General features: G+C 62.1%; 22 protein-coding genes and 1 pseudogene. 9 read left to right on the plus strand and 14 right to left on the minus strand.

The annotated features are described in order from the left end of the window. Window positions 1-38: 38 nt before the first annotated feature. Together AC1D14_RS16420 and AC1D14_RS16425 are read right to left on the minus strand one after the other, a co-directional pair. Window positions 39-245 (minus strand): annotated as a pseudogene (locus AC1D14_RS16420) (alkaline phosphatase family protein); the annotation flags it as partial. Window positions 246-567: 322 nt separating this feature from the next. Then, on the minus strand, window positions 568-2,853 hold the full coding sequence (locus AC1D14_RS16425) for a CAP domain-containing protein (protein ID WP_476968791.1): 2,286 nt from the start codon (window positions 2,851-2,853) through the stop codon (window positions 568-570). 912 nt (window positions 2,854-3,765) lie between these two features. On the opposite strand from AC1D14_RS16425, the gene AC1D14_RS16430 reads away from it, so the two are divergent. After that, on the plus strand, window positions 3,766-3,960 hold the full coding sequence (locus AC1D14_RS16430; protein WP_476968792.1) for a hypothetical protein: 195 nt from the start codon (window positions 3,766-3,768) through the stop codon (window positions 3,958-3,960). A gap of 61 nt (window positions 3,961-4,021) precedes the next feature. Here the strand turns inward: AC1D14_RS16430 and AC1D14_RS16435 are convergent, their stop codons facing one another. Then, window positions 4,022-5,962, minus strand: coding sequence for an NlpC/P60 family protein (locus AC1D14_RS16435; protein ID WP_476968793.1), 1,941 nt, complete (start codon window positions 5,960-5,962; stop codon window positions 4,022-4,024). A 221-nt stretch (window positions 5,963-6,183) separates the two neighbouring features. Between AC1D14_RS16435 and AC1D14_RS16440 the strand changes: the two genes are divergently transcribed. After that, window positions 6,184-6,738: a hypothetical protein gene (locus AC1D14_RS16440; RefSeq protein WP_476968794.1), complete on the plus strand. Its 555-nt coding sequence runs from the start codon at window positions 6,184-6,186 to the stop codon at window positions 6,736-6,738. Between the two features lie 61 nt (window positions 6,739-6,799). Further along, window positions 6,800-7,198: a DUF4259 domain-containing protein gene (locus tag AC1D14_RS16445; protein WP_476968795.1), complete on the plus strand. Its 399-nt coding sequence runs from the start codon at window positions 6,800-6,802 to the stop codon at window positions 7,196-7,198. Window positions 7,199-7,238: 40 nt separating this feature from the next. On the opposite strand, the gene AC1D14_RS16450 is transcribed toward AC1D14_RS16445, so the two are convergent. The 3 genes from AC1D14_RS16450 to AC1D14_RS16460 all read right to left on the minus strand — a co-directional run bounded on the left by AC1D14_RS16450 (window position 7,239) and on the right by AC1D14_RS16460 (window position 9,272). Continuing rightward, entirely contained in the window at window positions 7,239-8,114 is an 876-nt protein-coding gene (locus tag AC1D14_RS16450; protein ID WP_476968796.1) for a hypothetical protein, read from the minus strand. Between the two features lie 71 nt (window positions 8,115-8,185). Beyond that, window positions 8,186-8,965 (minus strand): GIY-YIG nuclease family protein, encoded by a 780-nt coding sequence (locus AC1D14_RS16455; protein ID WP_476968797.1) that lies wholly within the window; start codon window positions 8,963-8,965, stop codon window positions 8,186-8,188. A 13-nt stretch (window positions 8,966-8,978) separates the two neighbouring features. Next, window positions 8,979-9,272, minus strand: coding sequence for a hypothetical protein (locus tag AC1D14_RS16460; RefSeq protein ID WP_476968798.1), 294 nt, complete (start codon window positions 9,270-9,272; stop codon window positions 8,979-8,981). A gap of 334 nt (window positions 9,273-9,606) precedes the next feature. Here AC1D14_RS16460 and AC1D14_RS16465 point away from each other — a divergent pair, with 334 nt between their 5' ends. The 4 genes from AC1D14_RS16465 (at window position 9,607) to AC1D14_RS16480 (ending at window position 12,874) form a co-directional block, all read left to right on the plus strand. Beyond that, window positions 9,607-9,960, plus strand: coding sequence for a hypothetical protein (locus AC1D14_RS16465; protein WP_476968799.1), 354 nt, complete (start codon window positions 9,607-9,609; stop codon window positions 9,958-9,960). A gap of 237 nt (window positions 9,961-10,197) precedes the next feature. Next, entirely contained in the window at window positions 10,198-11,418 is a 1,221-nt protein-coding gene (locus AC1D14_RS16470) for a neutral zinc metallopeptidase (protein WP_476968800.1), read from the plus strand. A 34-nt stretch (window positions 11,419-11,452) separates the two neighbouring features. After that, window positions 11,453-11,806 (plus strand): hypothetical protein, encoded by a 354-nt coding sequence (locus AC1D14_RS16475; RefSeq protein WP_476968801.1) that lies wholly within the window; start codon window positions 11,453-11,455, stop codon window positions 11,804-11,806. Between the two features lie 225 nt (window positions 11,807-12,031). Beyond that, window positions 12,032-12,874 (plus strand): GIY-YIG nuclease family protein, encoded by an 843-nt coding sequence (locus tag AC1D14_RS16480; RefSeq protein WP_476968802.1) that lies wholly within the window; start codon window positions 12,032-12,034, stop codon window positions 12,872-12,874. Between the two features lie 8 nt (window positions 12,875-12,882). Here AC1D14_RS16480 and AC1D14_RS16485 read toward each other — a convergent pair whose 3' ends face one another. Both AC1D14_RS16485 and AC1D14_RS16490 read right to left on the minus strand, forming a co-directional pair. Beyond that, on the minus strand, window positions 12,883-13,509 hold the full coding sequence (locus AC1D14_RS16485) for a uracil-DNA glycosylase (protein WP_476968803.1): 627 nt from the start codon (window positions 13,507-13,509) through the stop codon (window positions 12,883-12,885). A 71-nt stretch (window positions 13,510-13,580) separates the two neighbouring features. After that, on the minus strand, window positions 13,581-14,627 hold the full coding sequence (locus tag AC1D14_RS16490) for a hypothetical protein (RefSeq protein ID WP_476968804.1): 1,047 nt from the start codon (window positions 14,625-14,627) through the stop codon (window positions 13,581-13,583). A gap of 259 nt (window positions 14,628-14,886) precedes the next feature. On the opposite strand from AC1D14_RS16490, the gene AC1D14_RS16495 reads away from it, so the two are divergent. Further along, entirely contained in the window at window positions 14,887-15,765 is an 879-nt protein-coding gene (locus tag AC1D14_RS16495) for a DUF4839 domain-containing protein (RefSeq protein ID WP_476968805.1), read from the plus strand. A 570-nt stretch (window positions 15,766-16,335) separates the two neighbouring features. Here the strand turns inward: AC1D14_RS16495 and AC1D14_RS16500 are convergent. The 6 genes from AC1D14_RS16500 to AC1D14_RS16525 form a co-directional block, all read right to left on the minus strand. Beyond that, window positions 16,336-16,461, minus strand: coding sequence for a hypothetical protein (locus AC1D14_RS16500; protein ID WP_476968806.1), 126 nt, complete (start codon window positions 16,459-16,461; stop codon window positions 16,336-16,338). Window positions 16,462-16,537: 76 nt separating this feature from the next. Beyond that, window positions 16,538-17,344 (minus strand): BRCT domain-containing protein, encoded by an 807-nt coding sequence (locus AC1D14_RS16505; protein WP_476968807.1) that lies wholly within the window; start codon window positions 17,342-17,344, stop codon window positions 16,538-16,540. A 219-nt stretch (window positions 17,345-17,563) separates the two neighbouring features. Beyond that, window positions 17,564-18,160: a hypothetical protein gene (locus AC1D14_RS16510; RefSeq protein WP_476968808.1), complete on the minus strand. Its 597-nt coding sequence runs from the start codon at window positions 18,158-18,160 to the stop codon at window positions 17,564-17,566. 22 nt (window positions 18,161-18,182) lie between these two features. Continuing rightward, window positions 18,183-19,349, minus strand: coding sequence for a hypothetical protein (locus tag AC1D14_RS16515; protein ID WP_476968809.1), 1,167 nt, complete (start codon window positions 19,347-19,349; stop codon window positions 18,183-18,185). A 251-nt stretch (window positions 19,350-19,600) separates the two neighbouring features. Beyond that, complete coding sequence (locus tag AC1D14_RS16520) at window positions 19,601-20,425, minus strand: hypothetical protein (protein ID WP_476968810.1); 825 nt, start codon at window positions 20,423-20,425, stop codon at window positions 19,601-19,603. Window positions 20,426-20,607: 182 nt separating this feature from the next. Further along, entirely contained in the window at window positions 20,608-21,006 is a 399-nt protein-coding gene (locus AC1D14_RS16525) for a nuclear transport factor 2 family protein (protein WP_476968811.1), read from the minus strand. A 207-nt stretch (window positions 21,007-21,213) separates the two neighbouring features. Between AC1D14_RS16525 and AC1D14_RS16530 the strand changes: the two genes are divergently transcribed. Further along, window positions 21,214-22,122, plus strand: coding sequence for a hypothetical protein (locus tag AC1D14_RS16530; protein WP_476968812.1), 909 nt, complete (start codon window positions 21,214-21,216; stop codon window positions 22,120-22,122). Window positions 22,123-22,183 lie beyond the last annotated feature (61 nt).

A 22,183-nucleotide genomic window follows, 5' to 3' on the forward strand; every position in this document is an offset into this window, starting at 1 on the left:
ATGTGGCCCGCCGCGGCCACTACTCGCAACTTGGACTTGCCGTCGGGCATTCGCGGCGTCGATTTGTCGCCGAAGCCGCGGACGCCGCGAATCGATCCGAAGTAGTCGTCGAAGGACCTGTTCTCCTGCATGAGCACGATGACGTGCTTGATGGCCTTGACGCCACCGGCAACCCCGGCGTAGCAGTGCGTACGGAGCGGGGGGTTAGGGGGACATACTCGCGCGGCTGGGCCTCGGCTGGTCACAGCGAGCCGGCTCCTGCCCTTCTGCTCATCGAGCCCTGCGTTGACTAGTAAAAACCAACCACAACCCGCCGGGTTGTTCTCCGGGCCATCATGATGTGGCTCAAGGATTTAGGAGACATGTGCTGGCAGTCCGACAACGACCAGACTGAGTTCATCCACCTGAGCAGCCCCATCCCGGTGACGGTGTGGGTTGACGAAAGACGCGCGATGAGCGGATTGCCTACCAGTTCGCCGGAGAGCCCAACAGACGGACAAAACGGAAGGGGAGACGCCCCGCGAAATAGAATCGCAGGGCGTCTCCCTTTTTCTTTGCTGTTGCCTGTTATCCGGCGATGTTCATCGGAGTCCAGCCGGAGCCTTTAGCTACTCGGGCGAACCATGCGCTGGTGCCGGTTCCATAGTAGTAGAGGAACCCGTTAGCGTCCTTCGCGAGGAAGCCGTAGGTCCCCGCACCTGCATAGTCCTTGGTGCTTTGAATCTGAAACGAACCCCAACCGGTGCCAATGACCTTGCGCGCCTCGGACTTGAAGTTACCGAGTCCGTCAGTACGGTATAGGAGCAAGCTTCCAGCACTGTTCTTGGCGATGATGTCCAGGTTGCCGTCCTTATCCCAGTCGAGGAGGTTCACCTGTAGTGCTTTCCATCCTGCACCCTTTAGAGTCCGGGCGTTGATCCCCGTACCGTAGAGGTTGGAATAGTGCCACAGATTACCGGCAGTGTCCTTAGCGATGATCGACGGGTATTTATCTGCCTTCTTGTATTTCCCGATGGAGAGGTCGAAGGAGCCCCAGCCGCTACCAGTAGCCTTTGCCGCTGCGAAAGTGCCAGCGTTGGAACCGTAGCTGAGCGTCATACTCCCGGACTTCCACTGAGTCAGAATGTCAGCAACACCATCCCAGTTCCAGTCAACAGCGAAGACCTTCTTGGCTGTGGCATATCCCGAAGGAAAGACACTCTTCCGCGTTTTCGATGAGTTGTTGCCGTAGTTCCACAACACACCGGCAGCATCCACGGCAAGCAGGTCGCCAGACCTCACGGCTGGTGTGTTCATCATGTTCAGCGTCCACGTCGTGGTGCCGTTGAGAAGGTAGCCGGGAAGAGCGTTCGCTGTAATAGAGACAACACCCGTAGCGGCATAAGTGCCCGCGTTCTTCTGAACGTTGGCGACCTTGTAGATCACTCCTGTGGATACTGGAATAGTGTATGTCCCGGTCTTGGTATTCACCGTAGGAGGCGCAGCCAGGACTGGTACGAGTGGTTTCGTGATGTTCCCCGACCATGAGGTCTTCGCGCCAGCGGCGAAGATGTACCCTGCCTTCGGGGAAGCAGTGACAGTGATGACTCCACTCCCGTTGTAGACACCGGCCGGTACGATGACACCGTTGATCTTGTAGTCAACGCCGATGGTCGTGGGAATAGTGTAGGTTCCCGCTGTAGCGTTGAAGAGAGGCGCTTCGGTAGAGACAACGGTGGGGGCTGGTGGAGTGACGGTCGGAGTGAAGTCATGGCTCCAAGACGTGGGGCGAGTCGGATCGAGGACGAACCCCGCCGTGGCTCTCACCTGAATATTGACGAGTTTCTGCGAGTAGTACAGACCCGAAGGCCAGACGACGCCGTTGACGAGGTACTCAGCTCCGGGCACGTTGGCTAGCATGAACGTTGACTCAACAGTGTTGAAGAACGGGTCCGGGACGGTAGCAATCGAGACGGAGGGTGCAGGGTAGTTTATGCCCCATTGTTCCGACACGGTTGATTCCGGGAAGTAATATCCGGGCAATGGATAGGCATGAACGTTGTAGAAGGTTTCTGTCACATTGTAGGTTCCAGCCTCACGGTCAACTCCATTGACCGTGTAACGGACACCTGTTACGGCGGGGATGGTGTACGTGGAGAGATCGAATGTAGGAGCCGTGGGAACAACAGAAATCAGTGAGCCGGGGAGCGGTAGCTTACCGGCAAAGTAATCAGCCGGGGAATTGTATGTTCCAACCGGGTTCCCGTTGTAGCTGAACAGGTTAGCTGTTCCGTAGGTGCCATACCTTGCAACGCCGTCCGTGAATGTCACACCGATTCCCATCGTGGTCATTCTGGCGTCTGACATGATGGCGTTGTGAGGCGGTGACCCGATCCACTGATCCACGAGACCTTGACCGGACCTGTCCCAGCGGGCTGCGATGATCTCGGACGCTAACAGGCGACCTTCGGGAGTACCTGTCTGAAAATCCGGGTTGTGGGAGAAATCTCCGGTCGTCGCCATGGTGTCAGACCATTTCTGCGATACAGCCGAGATAGGGACACTGAACGTCAGCCGTGAGAGTCCCTTGGTAGCGCGGAAGGCATTGATGCCGTTGAACGTGTCAATGAGGGCCTGCTGGTTGCTGTCATTGACAATGTTGCTGGCAGAAGTAGTCACTATTGGTGCTGCACTGGCAGCTGGAGCAGCAAAGGTGCTGGCCGCGGCCACAACAGTAATTGCCGTAATTATCCTTATCGAAAAGGTTGGCCTCCGGCCGCTCTGCGCGCGCGCTGAAGGAGAACGGCCGTTGAACATGATTCCCCCATGAAAGTGATGTTCGCATCGTGCGATGAGACGCACTATCAGCATCATGCCCTATTTTTGCCAGCCCGCTGCATTAGGAGCCAATTGAGGGAAGAACCAGAGCCAGTCTTCACCCAGTTCACTTGATGTCGCCCACACACCCTCCGTCAAAGTGTTTTCGGAAACACAGGGCCTCGGAAGCGGCAGATGGATGGACCCCTGCGTGGCGGCGACTATTGGAGTGGTTGCCTGCCCGCCAACCAGGAACAGATTTGTCCAGAGTGTCGACCTTGTCAGCGGGCAGCTGCCCGGACGCCCGCAGCATCGAATGCCGTCAGCCCCGCAAGCCTCTGCTGCCATTTGGCCTCGTCGGCCTCGGCACGGGGCGTGGTCTCCCAGCCAGGTATCGCTGCGAGACCGTCCCGGTACTCCGAGCCATGGCCCGGGGGTCTTCCCGCCCCGGCTGCAGCCAAGCCGCCAGAGTCCGATCGGATTCGTTGGGGGATTGCCGGGACGGGTACTGGACGCCTGTTCCCTGTGGAACTCGCACTATCCAGCTGGCTGCGCGCATCGGATTGGGACACCGCATAAGAACTGAATGCGGTGCGGTGCCCCTTTTCCAAGGTCCCACCGGAATTTCCCAATGTGTGCGCGACAGACTGGCCATGTCCTGGAGCTGAAGGAGCCGCATTCCTTCGGCAGCGGGATGGCCGGGTCCGGTCGCATTCCCCAACATCGCCGGACCTGGCCACCCAGAACGATAGCCATAAGACCTCCTGGAGCTGCGCATCCCGGCGCTCAGGGGTCTATAAACTCCGGTCCTCACATGCAGGCTCGGCTAGAGGACGAGCAGGTCAGCGGGACGACGGTGCCCGTGGTTTCTAGTCGAAGTCCTGCTGAATGGACTGAAGGTCGGCCGCCTGTGCGCCCATCTCCGCGCGGGGGAGGCCCGGGCTCTTCTGAATCGTCACCGAACCATTTGTGCCAGACGTTGGCTACGACCTCCGGAGTGAGGTTCTCGCCTTCGGTAATGAGCCGGCCGAACTCTTCCATCTGAGGGTCGCACTCATCGGTCGGCGCCCCAAGGTCGAGGACGTCGAGCAGGTCGTGGGGGTGTTCGGTTACGGCGCTGCGGAGACGGCCGTTAGTCCGGGCTCGTGGTTTCCCTTGGCGTGATTCTAGGAGCATTCGGACCGGCAGGGCTGAGAGTTCCCTGCCTGGGCACGACCGGATTGCCTCAGTACCTCGCGACGTAGGCGTACGGGCTGACGGGCCGGCCGCCGGTGTCCAGCAGCTGGTTGATTGACAGTTCCAGGATCCCTACGGCGGGGTTCAGCGCATTGACCATCTTTCCGTTGCCGGTGTAGATGCCGACGTGCCAGAAGTTGCCGGGGCTGCCGAAGAATACGAGGTCGCCCGGCTGCGCCTGGGCCAGCGGGATCCTGTTGTTCGACGTGCCGGCGTATTGCTGGGTGGCTGTGCGAGGCACCGAGATGCCTCCGGCTGCGAAGGAGAACTGGACGAGGCCTGAGCAGTCAAAGCCGGTGGGTCCGGTACCACCCCAGACGTAGTGGCCGCTGGCGATTTTGCCGCGGGCGACGGCGATGGCTGTCGCGGCCCCGCCGGAGGGCGCCGGAGCGGTTCCGGACCCGCCGCCGTCTGAACGTGTCCAGACCGCCTTGCCGTTCTGATAAATCACGAGGTTGCCGTCGGTTTGGACGTGCAGCTCTCCGCCCGGCAGTCCGGCGGTGCGGCTGTCCCAGACCGGCTTGTTGGCTGCCGTATAGACGACAAGGTTGCCGTCACCTTGCATGGCGGCCCAGTTGCCGGCGCCCGCGGTTGCGGTCGACCACAGGGCACCGTTGGGGCCATACAGGACGAGGTTTCCATCGCCCTGCATAATGAGGCGGAAGCGCCGGTCCAGCGAGAGGCGCCACTGGTTGGCCGTCAGGGTCGTATTGGGCGCCAGCTTGAAGTACAGCGCGCCGCCGAACCGGGCCCACGTCGGGTATCCGGAGCTGTAGATCACCAGGTTCCCGTCGCTCTGCATGACCAGGGATGAAACGCCCAGCCCGTCCGTTCCGGAGCCCCACAGGGCTTTGCCCGCTGCCGTGTAGACGACCAGGTTGCCGTCGCCCTGCATGACGGCCCAGTTCCCGGCTCCACTGGTGCGGCTGTCCCAGACAGCGCCCGTGGGACCGTAGGCGACGAGGTTGCCGTCGCCCTGCATGATGAGGCGGAACCTGCCGTCGGTGGAGAGCAACGAGTTGTTCGCCTGCAGGACAGCCCCGGACCCGAGCGTGTCGGTTGAGACGGCAACGGCCGTGCTGGTCTTAGCGAGGGTGGTGTAGCCGGCCTTGGTCCCGGTGACCTTGACGCTGATGGATTTGCCCGCGTCGGCCGCGGCCAGCAGATAGTCCTGGGCGGTTCCGCCACTGATCGGGGCCCCGGACCGAAGCCACTGGTAGTTCAGGGTCACCGTCGCCGGACCCCAGGCCCCCGGATTGGCTGTCAGGCGGAACCCCTCTCTGGCAGTTCCGCTCACAGTGGGCGCAGGACCCGTGAGCGTCCCGGCCGCGACAAGCCCAGTCGCCCTGCTGGTTCGGGCCACGGCGCCATATCCGGTTTTCGAACCGGTGACCCGGACGGAGAGCGACTTTCCCTTGTCCCCGGGGGCCTGCACATAGGTGGTGCTTGCTGCCCCCGGAATGGCAACACCGGCGCGCAGCCACTGGTACCGCAGCGTCACGGGAGCGGGACCCCAGGTGCCGGACGCAGCCGTGAGCCTGGACCCGACTCTTACCAGGCCAGTCACGGTGGGAGTGGGGGCAGTAAGTGTCCCGGCCGCCACCACAGCGGTGGCCCTGCTCGTCCGGGCCACGCTGGTGTATCCCGCCTTCGACCCGGCAATGCGGACAGAGAGCACTTTGCCGCGGTCCGCGGGGGTTCCGATGTAGCTGGCGCCTGTTGCCCCCGGGATCGCGAGGCCCGAGCGGAGCCATTGGTACCGCAAGGCCACCGGCGCCGGACCCCACGTGCCTGGGACGGCTGTGAGCCGTGCGCCAACCCTGGCGGCTCCGGCAACGGACGGTACCGGGGCGGACAGGGTGCCGGCCGCCGTAGCCCCCGGCAGGCCGACCAGCCCCATCATGATAGCCAGAGTGATGAACAGACCCAAAACACGACCCAGACGGCCAGGACCCACGATGCTTCCCCCATTTGCATTCGACCAGTTGCTCTTGCCGAACCTATGTGCCCGCCAACGGGCTGTCCATGGAACACGGCGGGGCCTGTGTGAATCCTTCGGCAATCTTGATCCGCCGCTTTTGCCCCCGTTTCTTTAGCGTCACGGCACCCGTACTCCCATCCGACCCGACTGTGGTGTCTAGGATGACTGGCATGAGGAAGTGGATAGCCGCCCACCGTAGAGTGCTGGCGCTGGTTCTCCTCGCCTTTCTGTGGGTCGGCGGGATAGTTCTCTTCGTCAGCTTGGGGCATCCGCTGGACCAGGTACTCTTCAATGCGGCGTTGTGGGCAGCCTTCATGGCAGCCTCGTGGCATTTCGACGCACGCCGGCAACGAAAGACAGCGGCCAGGCTCGACTCGCAGGGCGGCATGGTCGTCTACGTCCGCTACCCGGACTCACTTCCCGGCTCCCTCAGCGGCATCTGGAACATGGGTGTGGCCTCATTCGACCAGGCTGCAGGATTGAAGTTTCAACCGGCCGTCTACGACACACTCGAACCATCAGGTCGGCCCACTGCCTTCAGGCTCCTGGGCGCAGGGTTCTCCGAGCCCCGGAAGCTCAGACGAAAGGAGTCCAGATACGTCACGCACATGGGCTACCAGGCAATCAGCCTCACTACCGACAAGGGGGCTATTGAAGTAGCTGGCCGGCCAGAATCACTCCGCAAGATCCTCGACGCCGCTGCTGGATCCTCCGACAGCGGATGATGCCCGGAGGCCGTCAGGCTAGGCTCAAGCATCACTTGAACGCAACCGAAAGGGCGAACAGATGGGCGCGTGGGGCTTCTTGCCTTTCGAGAATGACGACGCACTGGATTGGCTGGAAGAACTCGAAGCCGGGGGCGCAGAAGCAGTCCGTGGGGCGCTGGCGAATGCGGGGGCCGACTACCTTGAGGCGCCCGACGGCAGCGTCGCCATTGCCGCAGCAGAAATCACGTCAGCTTCCCAGGGCAACCCTCACGGTGATCTGCCAGAGAACGTGGCGTCATGGGTGACCGCTCACGGCCAGGAGCTTGGCCCTGAGGACGTGGAACTCGCGCTGCAAGCGGTTGAACGGGTGGCCGGGGAAGAATCCGAGCTTGCTGAACTGTGGGACGACGCTGATGAACCGGAATGGCGGGAATCCCTCGGGGAGCTCTCAGAAAGACTGCGCGCAGCCCTGCGGTAGCGATGGACCGAACAGCTGCTCTCCATCGGCCCCCGCGGCATCACGCCTCCAGCTTCGCGAGGCGCTCACCGATGCGGCTGCCGGCACGGTGGGCCTTCGGGCATCGGGCCAGCCACCTCTTCAGCACCGCGATCTCCTCGTCCTTCTGGGAAAGCTTGCGGTGGATGATGGCCGCCTGCTCCGTATAAGCCGGCGCGGGCGCCCCACGTCCAGCGTTACCTTCTGCACCTTCGATGGCTTTGTAGCAGAGGACGAGGGCTTCTTCGAGCCGGCCCTCGCGTTTGAGTTGCTTGATCGGCTCAATGAGCTCAAGGTAGTGGACGCCGTCGACCATGCCCCGCTTGAACTGGGCCGCCCGTTCGCCGCCTTCCTGCAACGCTTCGTGGACCATCTCAGTCCTGTCAGCATGGGCGCTGTTGATCCGTTCCCTGGACGTGAGCGCCGGCGGGGTCTCCCGGGTGTGCACCCACACGGGTTCGCCGTCTCCCAGCCAGACGTAGGCCTTGGCCAGCAGCTTCTGCTCCCGCAGGACGTGCAGTTGGTATGTCACCGGATGGCTGATACCTGTCGGCAGGGCAACGTTCTTCGCCGCATAGGAGGGGAGGTTGCCGACCTTCTCGCCGTCCACCAGTACGGCCACCGCCTGCGGGTCCACCTGGTTGTGCGGTTCCCGCTGGAGCTGGGCCTGGCCCTCGTAGTAGCCGCGCTCACCAAGGCCCTTGCGGTCAGCCAGCGCAGCGACCGCTTCCTTGGTGAAGGTGGTGGTGCCTGCCAGTTCCACACACGGGTTGAAGCCCATGGAGATGCGGATTGTAAACGGCGGCTGGCCGGCAGCTTGTTCCGCTGGTGCCGCGGGTTCCAGCGGAGTCGACACGCTTCCGCCCAAGGTCTGTCGCAGCCAGCTGCCAAGTCCCACCAATGCCCCCTGAAAAGTTCCAAGCAGCTGAGATGCCGCGGGCCTGACTTTACCAAGAGAGCGCCGCCGGATTACTGCAGGTCCGAGGGCTCCAGAGCCATGGGACCGTCGGGTACGGCCGGAGTCTCTGCTGGCACGAGGCCTCTCCGCTTCATCTCGGCCGAAATGAACAGCCCGCGCATGCCCGTCACCGCTCCGCCGTCGATCCGGTTGAGCAGGTAGTCGGGCGGGAACGTCTTCACGAGCCGGGCCTCCAAGGTGTCGTAGTTGATGGTCCGGGAGGCGAAGATCCGTGTTGTGTCGAGGGCACGGAACGAATCGATCGACATCACCGATTCCTCAACACCGCCCCACAGGAGCCGGTCGAACTGCTTGGTGCCGTTCCAGTGCGCCTTGATGCGTTTGCGCATGTCCCACGAGGACTGGCCGATGTAGGCCTGGCGGTATTCGTCCAGGACCAGCACGTAGACGCCCCACTCTCCGTCCAGGGACTTCAGATCAGTCACCGGCCGCAGTCGCTTGTTCTTCCGGAGCATCTCGTCCAGAGCTTCGTCGAAAGACTCCTGCGGGATCTGCGCGAAGAAGACCATGTTCAGGTCGAAGTTCTCCAGGGCCATTTCCCGGTGGCGCCGACAGAACTCGTCGGTGTGGATCGTCATCTCAGCGTCCTCGTAATGCGGGGCCAGGAAAGCCCTCAGTTCGTCGGTAAGCACGTGCTCGGGGATCCGGGTCGAGGATTTCTTGTTCACCAGCGCGTACATCTCACGGGTCAGGCGGTGTCCGTACTTTCCTGGCCGGACCAGGTCCCCGAAGTGTTCAACCGGGCCGCCTGGAAGGTGTTTGGCTGCCACAGCTGGTCGCCGGCTAACGTTCAGCGAAGGGCAAGAGGGCCTGGAGGTCACTGGCCAGGGCTTCCATCTCAGCCGTGGGAGGTTCGGCTTGTTCGGACGGGTCACCGAACCACTTGTGCCAGCCGACGGCCACGACTTCCGGGGTGATGGGTTCGCGGGCGGCCAGTAGCTGCACGAAGTCTTCCATCTCCGGGTCGTACTCGTCGGCCGGCGCGCCCAGGTCAAGAACCCCGAGCAGGTCATGGGAGTTCAGGCACGCCGTCACAGCTTCGCGGAGGCGGGCATAATCCCGGGTGGTGGTTCCCATGCCGCCAGTCTAGGAGCAATCGGACAGGCGGGCCGCTGAGAGACGATCTCTGCTGAAGCCCGGCCGCGCGCCGATCTTGTACGATGGACGTCGAGGTTGCCCCTCGGAGTGTTGTGCTGGACAGTGCAGTGCTGGAAAGAGGGGCAGCCTTTTCTCTTGCGTAGCTGCGCCCCTTCAGCCGTCTCTCACCGGCACTGTGTGTACCCTCTCTAGGAGAGAAGGACTATTGGGGAACTTCATGAAAGCACGGTGCGTTTTCCGAGCCATCCGGCGGATGTTCCACTTCAAAGGTGTGACCGGGCGTGACGCCCGAGTCCGGCGTTAGGAAGGCAGCATGACCCCGACTGGGACCACCCCCGTGGCCACCGCTGCCAGTGCAGCCAAGGCGTCCCTGGTACCGACAGGGGTCTCACTAGGCGTGGCCATTCTGCTCGCGTTCGCTGGCCTCATCTTTCACGCTCTCGCGCTGGCCTCCGCGTCCGTCGCCTTCGGCATCGGGACGGTGACGGTGTCGGCCGGATGGTCCCTGGTGCGGCCTGGAACCCGCGGCGCGGGATGGCTGCTAGCCTCCGCCATCGGCTGGGCATCGACCGCCCCACTCTCCGCGGCCCTCTGGGCGGCGCTACCGTCCGCCGACTCGACCACCGGTGTGCCAGCGTTCGAGCTAGTCCCGCAGATATGGCTGTAGGCAATCATCCCCGCAGCTATCTATGCGGCGGTCGTCGTGCGCCGCAGGGGCCGGCTCTAGCAGCACTTTGTTAAACGCAGGACGGGTATCTAGGCATACCCGTCCGGCCGATTTTCCTCAGCGGCGTCCCAGGTAAGGTCGGCCCGCTCTCGGGTCTGGAAGGCTTCGATTCTTGCGTCGGCTACGAGCAACGCGAAATGCTCGATCGGTTTCCGCCGTATCCGCTACTGTTCACACATGAACCCGACGCCGAAGAATAGGGTGCGGACCCTTTGGACCGTCATCCTTCTGACGGTCTCAGTAGCGGCCGTCGGACTTGCCGCAATCGTCATCGCGCAACCAGCCTGGAAGGGAACTGACCCAAGAGCCACCGCACCGACGGCGACAGCCTTCGCTTCCACGCCCAGTCCAACCATCACACGATCGACGACGTTGCCGGTTGCGACTGTCACCGTCACCGCCCCCGCGCCGCCTCCGGTATCGGCGGCTCCCGTCGCTGCACCTGGACTCTTGGCGGACATCCAAACGGCCCAAAGGGTCACAGACAAATTCTGGGCCAGGCACTGGAGCGAATACTTTCCCGGCCGTTACACGCCGCCCCACGTTATCGGCACATACGACGGGACGTCACCGGATGCCCCTTACTGCGAAGCGGAACAACTGCCAGCTGAGAACGCCTCCTACTGCCCCCCTGACAATTCCATTGCATGGGATGTAAGCCTGATGAGCGACGGCTACGCAAAGGGGGACTCGTGGCCCTATCTCGTGATTGCACATGAATGGGGGCACGCGGTACAAGCCCGACTTGGCAGATCCGTTACTGCAGTCGCTGAGGAATTGCAGGCCGATTGCTTGGCTGGAGCCGTGCTCTTCGGCGCAGCCGCAGACGGAGACCTCATTCTTGAAACCGGAGATCAGAAGGAACTCGCCAGCGCACTAAGCACATTGGCAGACGAAACCTCGTGGACACGAAGCGCCGATCATGGCGACCCCTTTGAGCGGATTGGTGCTTTTGATCTGGGCAGGCTTCACGGTGTCCTCGCCTGCTTTCCCGACCTCAAGCCAGCACAGTTCGGCGGTTCCGTGCGCTACAAAAGCGGGGTTTCCGTGTCAGTTACCAGGGCAGGATTTAGGGAGCTCACGCCCAATCCTGAGACAACGGGCGAAGGTGCGGTTTTTCAAATCACGGTGTACAACGGGAGCCCAGACCCACTGAATGCTTCACATATGTCCAAGCCCGTAATCAAGTTCGGCGAAACTGGAATCGTGGGGCAGCTCGTTCCCGACCCAGATGGCCTCCTGGGGCCTAGTAACTTGGGCACGATTGGTCCAAGTGAGACGCGAAGCATTTATGTAGGGGCTGCTGTCCCGAAGGGTCAGGACGGTCAACAAGTCCGGATCACTATTCCTGGCCCGAACCCGGAAACGGATTTTTCAGCGGCGTTCGAGGGCCAATAGTAGATCCCTGCACTTGTGCGAAACCGAGGAAGGCTTGGACTTCGCACTCGATCAACGGATCGACGGGGCGCTGGTGCCGATGGATCAGGACTGGCTGGACGGCTTGTTCGCAGGCCGTCGGGCGGTGCCGTTGCAGCTCGACACCTACGCCGCCGCAGTGCGGAACCTCTCCGGCCCTTCCGCGTGGACTCTGCTCTCCGGTCGCGTGGCTCGAATCGATCAGATCTCGGTGCGTTACCGCCCATCGAGGGATCCGGCGGAACGTGGAGCGCGGTTGCCAGAAGTTGGGGAAGCCATGCAGCACAGCGTGCTCGGCCTGAAGAAGCCGCGCGCACATCAAGGTGAGCTTGTCGGTTGGATTGTCAGGATCCGGGAACAGGCTTCGTAAATGGGCAGAAGACGGGGAGATCTGCCCGAAGTTCGACGCCGTGCCTTACGCCGTCGTTCAGCGGCCGGGCACCGGGGATGAAGCGGACGTCTTCATCCCCGGCTTCCTGCGCTGAGATTCGTGCTGGACGGACTAGAATCCGCTGAGCGATAGCTCCCCGGCATCTCAGGATCTGTGAAGATGCGATCCGGGATCCAGGCGGCAAATGACTAGTGAAGGTAAGGCATGAATAACGGCAACTCGGGCGAACTGAGCCTCGGAGATCTCTTCCAGGCTACTGGGCTGGCGCCAGAGGACGTGCAGGTCATCCGGCACACGCTCAAGCCAGATGGGTTGAAAACGCGGGCGGATGCGATGGGATCCAACCTGCTGCCGTACGTGCGAGAACAGGGCATCCGCAACAGCAAGCTGCCGACGACTCCTCCGAGGGTCTGGTTGAACTTCCTCGCCACGACCGGCCGCCGCGCACGGTTCATTACCGCGCACGAGAACCATGGCGAAGTCCTGGCGGAGCGCACCGACATCCGCCGCTTCTTCGATCTGCGGCCCTCGCCGGTGTTCGCTGCCTTGGCGGACCGGCTGGTGATTGAGTGGACGAAGGACACGGTGAACTGGGCCAAGACCGGCGACCAGGCAACCACCATGACGGTTGTGGAGATCTCCGACCCGTCCAGCGTGCCGTTCCCGGGATTTGATTCGCTCCTTGTCAGCTTCGACGAGCTCCAGGCCGTCATCACCGACGACCGCTACGGGCAGTGGCGGACGGCCCTCAGCTCCGTGCAGGGCATCTACCTCATCGCCGACACCAGCAACGGCAGGTTGTACGTGGGGAAGGCCGACGGCGCCGAGCGCTTCTTTGGCCGCTGGAGCGAGTATGCCAGGAACGGCCACGGCGGCAACGTCGCCCTCCGGGAGCTGGCCGCCGCCGACGCCCGGCACAGGCAGCACTTCCAGTTCAGCATCCTGCAGGTCTTCTCGCCGAGCGCGCCGGCCGCGCAGGTCGATGCAGCCGAGGCCCACTTCAAGCGGGCACTTCTCACCCGGCAGTTTGGCATGAACCTGAACTAGCCTGCGGCCTACTTTAAGGCTTGTCTGGCTTCCTGGAACGCCCCGTACCGGCGCTCCTCCCGTGCTTTGCGTACTTCCGGATCGGGATGGCGCAACGCCGTGCGGCCCGGATGGTAGGTTTCCACGACCGTATACCTGCCAGCCAGCCGGGGCTCCTTCCTGGCGAAGCGCTTCCAGAGGGTTCGGGCCTCGCCGCCCTGGAGCAGGACGACTTCAAGGGCGGGCATGAGGTCCACGATTCGGCGCAGCGGGGACAGGCCCTCAGTGATCTGTGGACTGCTCAACCCCGAGCTCTGGTCATAGCGGAACCAGGGGTAGGCGTTCCAGGGTGTCAGGTCCCTTGGGGTGAGGTCCGCGGAGGTGAGCAGGTCGCACTGCAGGGCGGCGGAGTCATCATCGTTTTCGACGCAAAGCATGCCGGAACCGGTGTCCTTGTGGGTTTTCGGACCCGGGTCACGCAGGATGCTGAGGATCCGCGCCTGGGTTCCGCCATGGAGTGGGGCTACATACGGGGCCCACCCGCGTCCGGCCGGTGGTTCGGCTTCGCGCAGCTCGTCCACCAGCCTGTTCACCGGTTCGACGTGCGGCTGGTACTTGCCGGACAGTTGCTCCGCTTTGAACCGGGGGTCCTTCATTCTCCGCACCATGCGAACCAGCATACGGGCGCATGACATACTCCCGATGCCTGACTTGCAGCGCGCCCGGGCTACCTTTTCCACGCCTCGAACGAGGCATCCTCGGCACCCTTACCCTTGCTGAAGCACAAAACGTCGGCCGGACTTTCCTCAGGGACTGGGTAAAAGCAAAGCCAGTCACTGGTTTCGATGTATTGGTAATCTACGCTTCCGGTCTTTTGCACTCGGTCCCAGGCTGCAATCGCCTCATCGCAGCTGAGCCTGCGAAGCTTCTCGTACCGGAACCTGGCCCCGAGGCACTCTGTCTGGGGGACTTCAGTCATATCGGACGGCGCCTGGGGGACTTCAGCCGTATTGGGGTCCTCAGGCGGGGTGAGCCCCTGGAGGCGAAGCAGACCGGTTTGAACTTTGTCCAGTTCGGAGGAGCCGGCTGCGGCGTACTGGATGGACTGGGACAGGGCTCCCTGGTCGTTCTTTTCAAAAAACTTGGCGCACTTGTCAGCGGCGATTTGAGTGCCGGTTCTGCCGTCCTCGAAGGCCTGCACCAGGTCATCTCCAACGGCGGGATCCGGGTCAGGAATATGCAGCAGGCCCTGCGGTGACCACATGGATGCGTAGTCCTGTAGCTGCGAGCAGTTCAACTGCGCGTCTGCCAAATTGCCAGCCTGGGCTGCTGCCGCAAATCGATCCAGAACGCTGATTGTTGAATTTATCTGGTTTCCACCCCGGTCGAACCACCAGTCCTTGGACGCATCCCGGGCGTTCATCGTTGGAGTAGGCGTAGGTGTGGGCGTCTTGGTGGCCGTTGAGGTCACGATGCGCCGCGTGGGTGTGAGGGTTGGCCGGTCCTTCGCCACAGGTGGTGTCTTCGGAGCCGCGGACACGGGCGCCGGCGCAGTTGTCGGGAAAGCCGTTCCCGACGAGTTGGGGTGGTCCGGGAGCAGGTTGCCGATGATGCCGAGCATAACCACACCGCCGGCAATGATGAGCCACATTTTAAGGCCGAGCCGGCGCTTAGGCTTTTGCGGCGGTCGCTGGGGCATCGGCGGCAGATCGGCGCCTTGTCCAGGGCCGTTAATAATCTGATCCCACTCGGAAGGACCTGGATTTTTGCCCATTTTCTCCCCCTCTGTGCCGCACCCGTACTTCGAGCGTTTCCACTCCATAGAGACCAAGCCCAGCCTACAACCGGTGTGAGCCTGGTTTGGAGAGCGAGTGTCGTCAGGTGGGGACGCTCCATTGAGCGGTAAGGCGAGTCCCGAATCATAGAGGACGGGTTCACGCTTTATGCTGATCGAGCGAACCGCGAACTGCGGTGGGAACCATTGGTGCGAGTCCATTAGACGTAGGCACTTTAGATAAGGGTTGGGGAGCCGCATGTCGGACGACATCGAGTACGAATACAAATCTGTTCAGGCTGTGCGGGGTTTGGAGGACCGCTCTATTGCTAAAGCACAGCAGGAAGGCGGCTGGGAACTTTACGACCAGACCCAAGGCACGCTACGGACCACACTGAAGTTCCGGCGCGTGAAGCCCGAGACATTCCTATCGAAAGCGTGGGTCGCGTTCCGGGGACTCGAACCCGCGAGGCAACGAGTTGTCGCGGCAGGTCTGGCGATTCTCCTCCTACTCGCTGCTGTCGGCATCGGAACCGCCACAGCACTGGACAAGGGCTCCGCTAATGCGGAGAACAGCGCCACCAAGCCGACCGAGGCGGTGGCCGTGAACGAGAAGCCGACCCCGTCGCCTACTCCAACCGCGTCTAAAACTGATCAGGTGACCAGTAGGGAGAACAGTGCCACTGCTTCGGACGAGGCGGCGGCCGTCAGCGAGAAACCGGCCCCAGCCTCGTCTGAAGACACCGAGCAGGTGATCAACGTCAAGAACAACAAAGACTTCGCGGCGCTCTTGCTGGCCACCGACTACTGTGCCCCCTCGATGGCGCAGTTCGCGGACAAGTACCAGGGCAGGAAAATTGAGTTCGACGGCTCGATCGTCAACATGCAACATCATGAGAACTACAAGACCCGATACGACATCCTCATCGGGCCCGGCAATGCAGGACCGAAGACCACAGCGGGCCCTGCGTTCAAGTACGAAGATGTGAACATGTTCGACCTCAAGTTCGCCGGAACGAGCGTCCCGTCCTATGTCGCCGAAGGCGACAACTTCCGGTTCACCGCCGAGGTCGGCGAGTACAACGCCAACCAGGGCTGCCTGTTCTTCCTCACCCCGGTCTCCACCACAGTTCGGTAGACGCGCGAGCAATCAGCTGGAGACCTATCTGGAGGACCCGGACCGCTTCGACGCGGTGACCCCTGCGGACGACCACCCGGACGAGGTACGGAACCGCACCTCCAACTGCTCGGCCACAGCTTCTCTTCAGGCGGGGAACCGCCTCCCCAGCGGCGGTTCCGGCCTTTTCTGGCACCAGTCGCACCAGTCCCTCGGCGTCGCGTGGAGGCCGCACCGCAAGGGCAGGACAGGACCCGAAGTGATAACGGCACCGATGGGTGGGGTCGGAGCCGGAACAGGGGCCTTGGTTCGAACTGGTGTCGGGGTCGGCGTCAGTACCGGGGCCGGCGCCGTTGACTTTCCGCCGGGGCTGCTAAGGATGGACCATTTCTCGGTGCGGATTTTCGAGACGAAGAACTGCCCCATCGTGCTGTCGCAGGAAGGGCAGACGAAGGCGCTGTAGAGCCGGCCGCTGGGTTTGGTGCGCCGTGGTTTGATGCCTGCCTCGCGGATGTCAGGCCCGTGGTCGACCTTGCAGCCGGCTTTGCGAAGGTGCGCGAAGAACCCTGGTGGTTTCACCCCGAGCCTTAGCTACCGCACGCACACGGGCATGACCATGCGCTTCCGTTCCTCTGACTTCTGCAGCTCGGACCAGGAGTCAGCGTTGTACGTCGTGGCGTCGACGCGTTCACTGTCGAGCAAGGCAGTCAGCAGCAATATTCCCCCTGGTCCGCGCGTATAACAACGCCGTGCGGGCTCATGTGCCAACCAAGCTCTGCTTGGCAGCCTTGCGTCACGATATGCCGGCAAAGAAGGGCGCCCAGGTCAGCGTGACATCGTGCGACGCACAAAGCGGCCGCCAGTGGGTTGCCTCCTGGGGCTTCTGTTCGAGCACAAGGAAGAGTTTCGGATGAAATCCCCGTGCCTTCACCCGGTGGCCGTAATCCAACACCTGACCTAATCCGTGTCTGATTTGAAAGGCCTCGTTCTCCTCGGTGTTGCTTTTCACCTCAGCGATCCCGACCGCTCCGTCCTCGAATTCCCATGCAAGGTCGAAGTTGCACTTCTTGTGGAACGGGGACAGCGGTGTAAGCCCGTGCATGCCCAGCAGGTCCGCCAGCTTGTCCTGCGTCCTGGCGTGGGCTTTGAGTCCGCGCTCCATGCTGTCGGGATCACGGTAGTACTCACCATCTCCCTGCACGGGAGCGGCGAAGCTGCCCGCCCGGTACGGCGCGCCCAGTACCCCGCCTTCCGCGGCGTCCTCCCGGGCTGGGACAGCCAGTGTGTGGGGCGTGAGGGCCGGAGCCGGGAAACCGGATCGGAGGCCGAAGAAGCCCTCCTGATCGATGAGCTGAATGTGGTGGCCGGCTGCCTGCATGTCCGAAACCTGTTTTTCCCTCTCACCGAAGTCCCCGTACTTCCACTGGGGGCTCCAGCCTCGGACTAAGACGTCGGTGGTGGACTTGTTGACCCAACCCGTCACATTCCCGGCGCCAAGGCTCCTGGCGATCTTCGCGAGATCCTCTTTGACGTAACCGTCGAATTTGCCTGTAAAGACAACTTCCTTGCCCTTCAGGTCGTAGACCCATTCGTTCGCCATGCAGTGATCAAACGGCACGGACGACGTGGGCTGCAAATGTGTTCGCCATGGCAGACGGATGTTACGCGGTTCCCCCACCGTCAACTGCAAACAATTCTCTCGTGGTGGGCGCCGCACATAGAATCGCAGTGGCGGCGATGTCGGCTGAGCCCACAGGTTTCCGATGCCAGGTTCAAACACGGCTGCATCATCGGGTCGGGCCTCCGCTAATGAGACAGGCTAGGCCCGGCCGCCCAACCAATACAGTGCAAGGTCGACTTCGCGGGCGGACCAGTCATACCCGTGATGCTTCGCGTTTGCGGTCAGGTCTTCGACGATTTGCATATAGCGTCCATACCTGCCGCGCGCTGGGGACAGCGAGAGCCCGAGCGCCTCCAGTCCTTTTTGCGCGCGGCGGTCGTATACCGCCATGCGATCCGGCGCGGCTGCCGTCAGAAGCGCCGATGCCAGAGCGTCTCCTCGCGCGAAACCTGGCAACGCGGAGAGTGCGGCGCGGCCCCGGCTGGCGGCAGCTGGGACGTCCAGTGAAGCGTCGTTGGCGGCTGCCGCAGCCTTGCTGGTGACAAGGCGCACCTCGTCGTCCTTCATGACCATCAGGTCCCTGACCCAGCGGGTATCAGCGCGTAACCTCTTCCAAAACAGCAGAGCGCCAATGTCGGCCTTGCCGACGCTGCCTGAATCGCGAACACGTTCAGAGACTTCAATGAACACCTCGTCATAGGCTGGCGAAGTCTCGGACTGGAAGTCTTGGTGCGCCCCGAGGAGGGTCTCCCATGCCTCACCGGTCAGTTGGTTCGATGTCGATCCCTTTGTCATGTTCAGAGCTTTCCACATGCATCTACTTCTCGGCAGGCGCGATGACGTCCAACCCTTCTGCCGTAGGAGCGAGCTCGAGAACAGTCTGATCGGACTCTGTCAAAAGGGGCAGGCTGTCAGGAGTCGAGTGAAGTGCCCGGGCGAGACGCCCGAAGCTCGTGCGGGCTTCGAGTGCGCCTTTGCCTGCGAATGCAACCGGCACCTTGCTCGAATCAATCTGCAAGACATTGAGGTCATCAAGGAGACCCACAAGCTGCTCCTGTCGCTTGGCAAGTCCTGACAGCTGGTCGCGAAGGACCTTCTCGACATGAGGAAGCGGCCGATCCGCATTCGAGAACTCTGCCGCGATTTTCTCAAGTACGACCACTCGTGCCCGGAGCGCCAGTGCCTGGTACGTCTGGGGCACCATCTGCTCGAATTCCCGCACCGGGTTGTCCCGTTTGTCGACGAGTTCCTTCATGAGATCAGGTCCGTACACGCGGGCAGAGTCGCGATGTTTCTCGGCTACCTCCAGCCAACGATCGAGCCGGCGAATGTATTTGTTGGTCAAGGTGTCCATTTCGCCGAATGCATGGCTGACGGAGGAAATATGGGGTATCTCGGCCTGATCCAGCAGGTAACCTGCCACGTTGTGGGCTTGTTGCTCTGCAGTTGCCAAGACCGAACGCTCGTCTTCGTCCATGCGGAACTGGATTCCGATCACGGCGTTCTTGATCGCGTCGAGCTTTATATTCATCTGATGCTGCGCCAGCATCTCTCCCGCTACGGCAAGGCCGACGGTAGCGATGAGAGGCCCGGCTGCCACGGTGGCACCGGTCCCTGCAGCCGCGGGTACGAGGCGTACGTGTCCGGCGATCTTTGTTGATCCTGCCGCCCGGGCGATTCCACGAAAACCGCCACCAACTGCAGGGACGAGATCTCGTGCCACCGATCCGCTCGGCAGGATCACCCGGTATAGGCCTTCGGTCTGTGCGGCACGGCCAGCTTGTCCGATCGCTTGGCTGATTGCCTTGGCGAACGCTCCGGAGGCCGGTGCGACCATCCCGGTTGTGGTGCTTTCTGCAGGCCTTGGGGCCCGACTGATGACGAGCGCCTCTCGATTGAGCAGCATCCGGAGCATAGTCTCGGTGCTGGGCTCCGCTTCCAGTGGGACGAGCGGAACAACAACGGCTTCTTCTTCAAGTCCCACAGGGCCCCCAAAATCGTGATCTATCAACTAGCCAGTAAGTATCGCGTACCCAGGTGATCGACCTCCAATTGGGCAGGAGGGTGAAGCGAATCCAGGCGGGGGAGTGAGAGCCGGTAGTGCCGCGACCTAATGCCTGAGTGTCGATCGACGTGCCCGGTATGACCGCGGGAGGTTCTTACCTGCGGCCTCCGCAGGGCAGCACTCGACAACTGTGTCGGCATGCGGGGTGGCAGACGTACGCATTAGGGGCATTACAACAGTGGATCTGAGTCGCTCAGTTCCACAATCCATGGCTCGGCCCGCTCGATGACTCCACGCCAGCCTTCGCGGTGCTCGGGCGCCATGCCGAAATGCTCGATCAACTTTTCCAGCACGACTCGGCAAGTCGCAAAGAGGATTCCTGCGTAGGGGAGCAGGACATCACGGCGGGGAACAAAATGAAGGCGGCTTTCAGGCGCCTCCTGGATGAACATGGAGACACCAGCGGTCTCCCCGTGTGCCACCGATGACAGCTGTGAATAGAAGTGGCGCCCAAGGGCACCCGGAGAACTTTCGCTCAGAAGGTCGGAGGCCAGCGTGGTCAGCCCAATCCGATCGATCTTTCCAAGCCCCAACTGGGCAAGTAGGCCCCTTATCCCCTCAAGGTATTCCTTGCCGTCTACCCCGGTTCCGTCGAAGAAGGCGAACTCGCTGTGCTTGGTGGATACGAAAAGTTCCATGTTGGCGAGACTGATATGCCGGTGCAGCAGCTCTTCGATTGAGGTGGCGCTCAACAGGTAGTTGGCTTTAGCAAAGGCTTCAACTGCCGCTCTTGTAACCGTCGCCAGGGGCATGATGTGTCGCCCTGCTCTAAGCAGGGTCACGAACGCCCGCATATGGTCGAGTGCCGTGGCGTTGTAGAAGGCCGTGGCCAAGTGGGCATGCCGGACGTGGGTGCTGCCCCGGGAAGTGGCCAAATTCAGGTTGTCACTGAGAAACCGCTGTGCTGCAGAGCCTTCCCCTGGCTCCCGACCTACCGCCAAACCCGTCAATTCCTCAGCCCTGGGGATCACTCCGATGACGAGTTGTCGCATCAACCGCAGATCTTGGTCTGAGAGTACGTCTGAGCGCGCAGCAGTTGTCACTCCACGAATGCTAATCGCCCAGGCCTCTGTGACCTATTGCCAGGTAGGCAGCCGGGGCGAGGTTCCCCGTGGACAGGGCCGGCAACCTTTAGTTCACACGTTTTGATGGGCGACTACCCGCACGTCGCAGGCTCTTACCCTGACGCGGTATCGGCGGGGCGGTGCGCGACCTTCCAGACGCCCTCCTCGCGACGGGAGACCTGCGTGGCCCGAAGGATGAAGGCCCGCCGTTCTCCGTCCACGGAGGCGGAGACATGTTCCAAGCCCGCTGTGTAGGCCATGTCGCCTTTCACATCAGATGCGAGCAGTTCGAAACGGTATGAGCTGCAGTTAGAGAACTGGGCCACAAGGCCGACGAACAGCGCCTCAAGTTCCTGCTGCCCGAAGGCGTTGCGCCACGCGCCCAGGACACAGACGGGTTCGTTGCGGGACCAGATTGCTCGCCGCGGGCCGGCATCGCCGTTGTGAAGCGCCAGTTCCGCCTCATACAACGAGGACCTCACCCAAGCTAGGAATTCGTCGGAGTCAGTCATGTGCCCAGTATGCTCCCGCATGATCCACGTGGGGAGCGGTCCGGCTGGAGCCGAAACCTAAGGCCGTGGCGGACAAGGAATCAGCACATGCACTGGGAGACTTGGGATGTGACTTCGCATTCAAGCCCTGCCGCCGGTCCTTCTCTTGACATTTTTGCTGGGCTATTCCAGGCGACACCGGCCCGTGAGCTTCCGAAGCAAGCAACCGTGAAGACCGTGCGAAGCGCCATAGCCGAAGCGATTTCGGGTGCGAAGGCGTATGAGGTAGCCGCTGAATGCGTCCGCTACGGGCTCGAACCGGCCGGGGAAGGCGAAGACCCGTGGGCGGGTAAATACCGATACGTGGAAGGGAAGCTGAAAGGGTTGACGCTGGAGGAGTTGACTGCCCTTGGGCATAAAGTGTGTGTCGACTACCCGTCTGACGAGCTGGAGCATCTTCTTACCCTGGCGGGAGCCGGAGGCGTGGCGGGGCAGCTGAAGAACCTCATCTTCGCTGCGGACGGACCGAAGCCGAGGATTGTCTTACGCGACGCAGTGAACAACGACATCGAAATCCTCGGGGACGTTGACCGCTGCCTTTTCTATGATCGTCCCCTTCCTCTAGAGGGGCTGACCTGGCGGGCTCTTCTGGCATGGTGGGCAAAAACCGACAAGGTCCCGGACGACACCGAGCGCGATGTCGCCCTGGACCTCTATCGCCGCCTCAAGCTGTCCCTATCTGACAACGAGGCAGAAAAGTTTCTCTTCGACACATATTGTGGCCTCTACGGAACGTTCGGCTTCGACTTGCCTGCCCTGATTCCACAGGTGTATCTGCACTTCGACCCGTACACCAAGAGGGAAGGCAGCCCGCTTGTCCGCCAGCGGATGGACTTCCTTCTGCTTCTGCCAAACCGTCGCCGCATCGTCATCGAGCTCGACGGCAAGCAGCATTACTCGAGCGACGGACGTCCCCGGCCAGACCTGTATGCGTCGATGGTGGCCGAAGACCGCCGGCTCCGACTGGACGGCTACGAGGTGTACCGCTTCGGCGGCCAAGAGTTTGTGGACCGCGGAAAAGCTGAGGACATGCTGAAAGGATTCTTCCGGGAACTGCTCAAGCTGCCGCCGCAATGAACCGACCCCCAGTCGCGAAGGCCGCGCGAAACCGACCCGTATGGTCTCACGAACTATAGGT

The organism is Arthrobacter sp. P1_B11, from assembly GCF_056406715.1.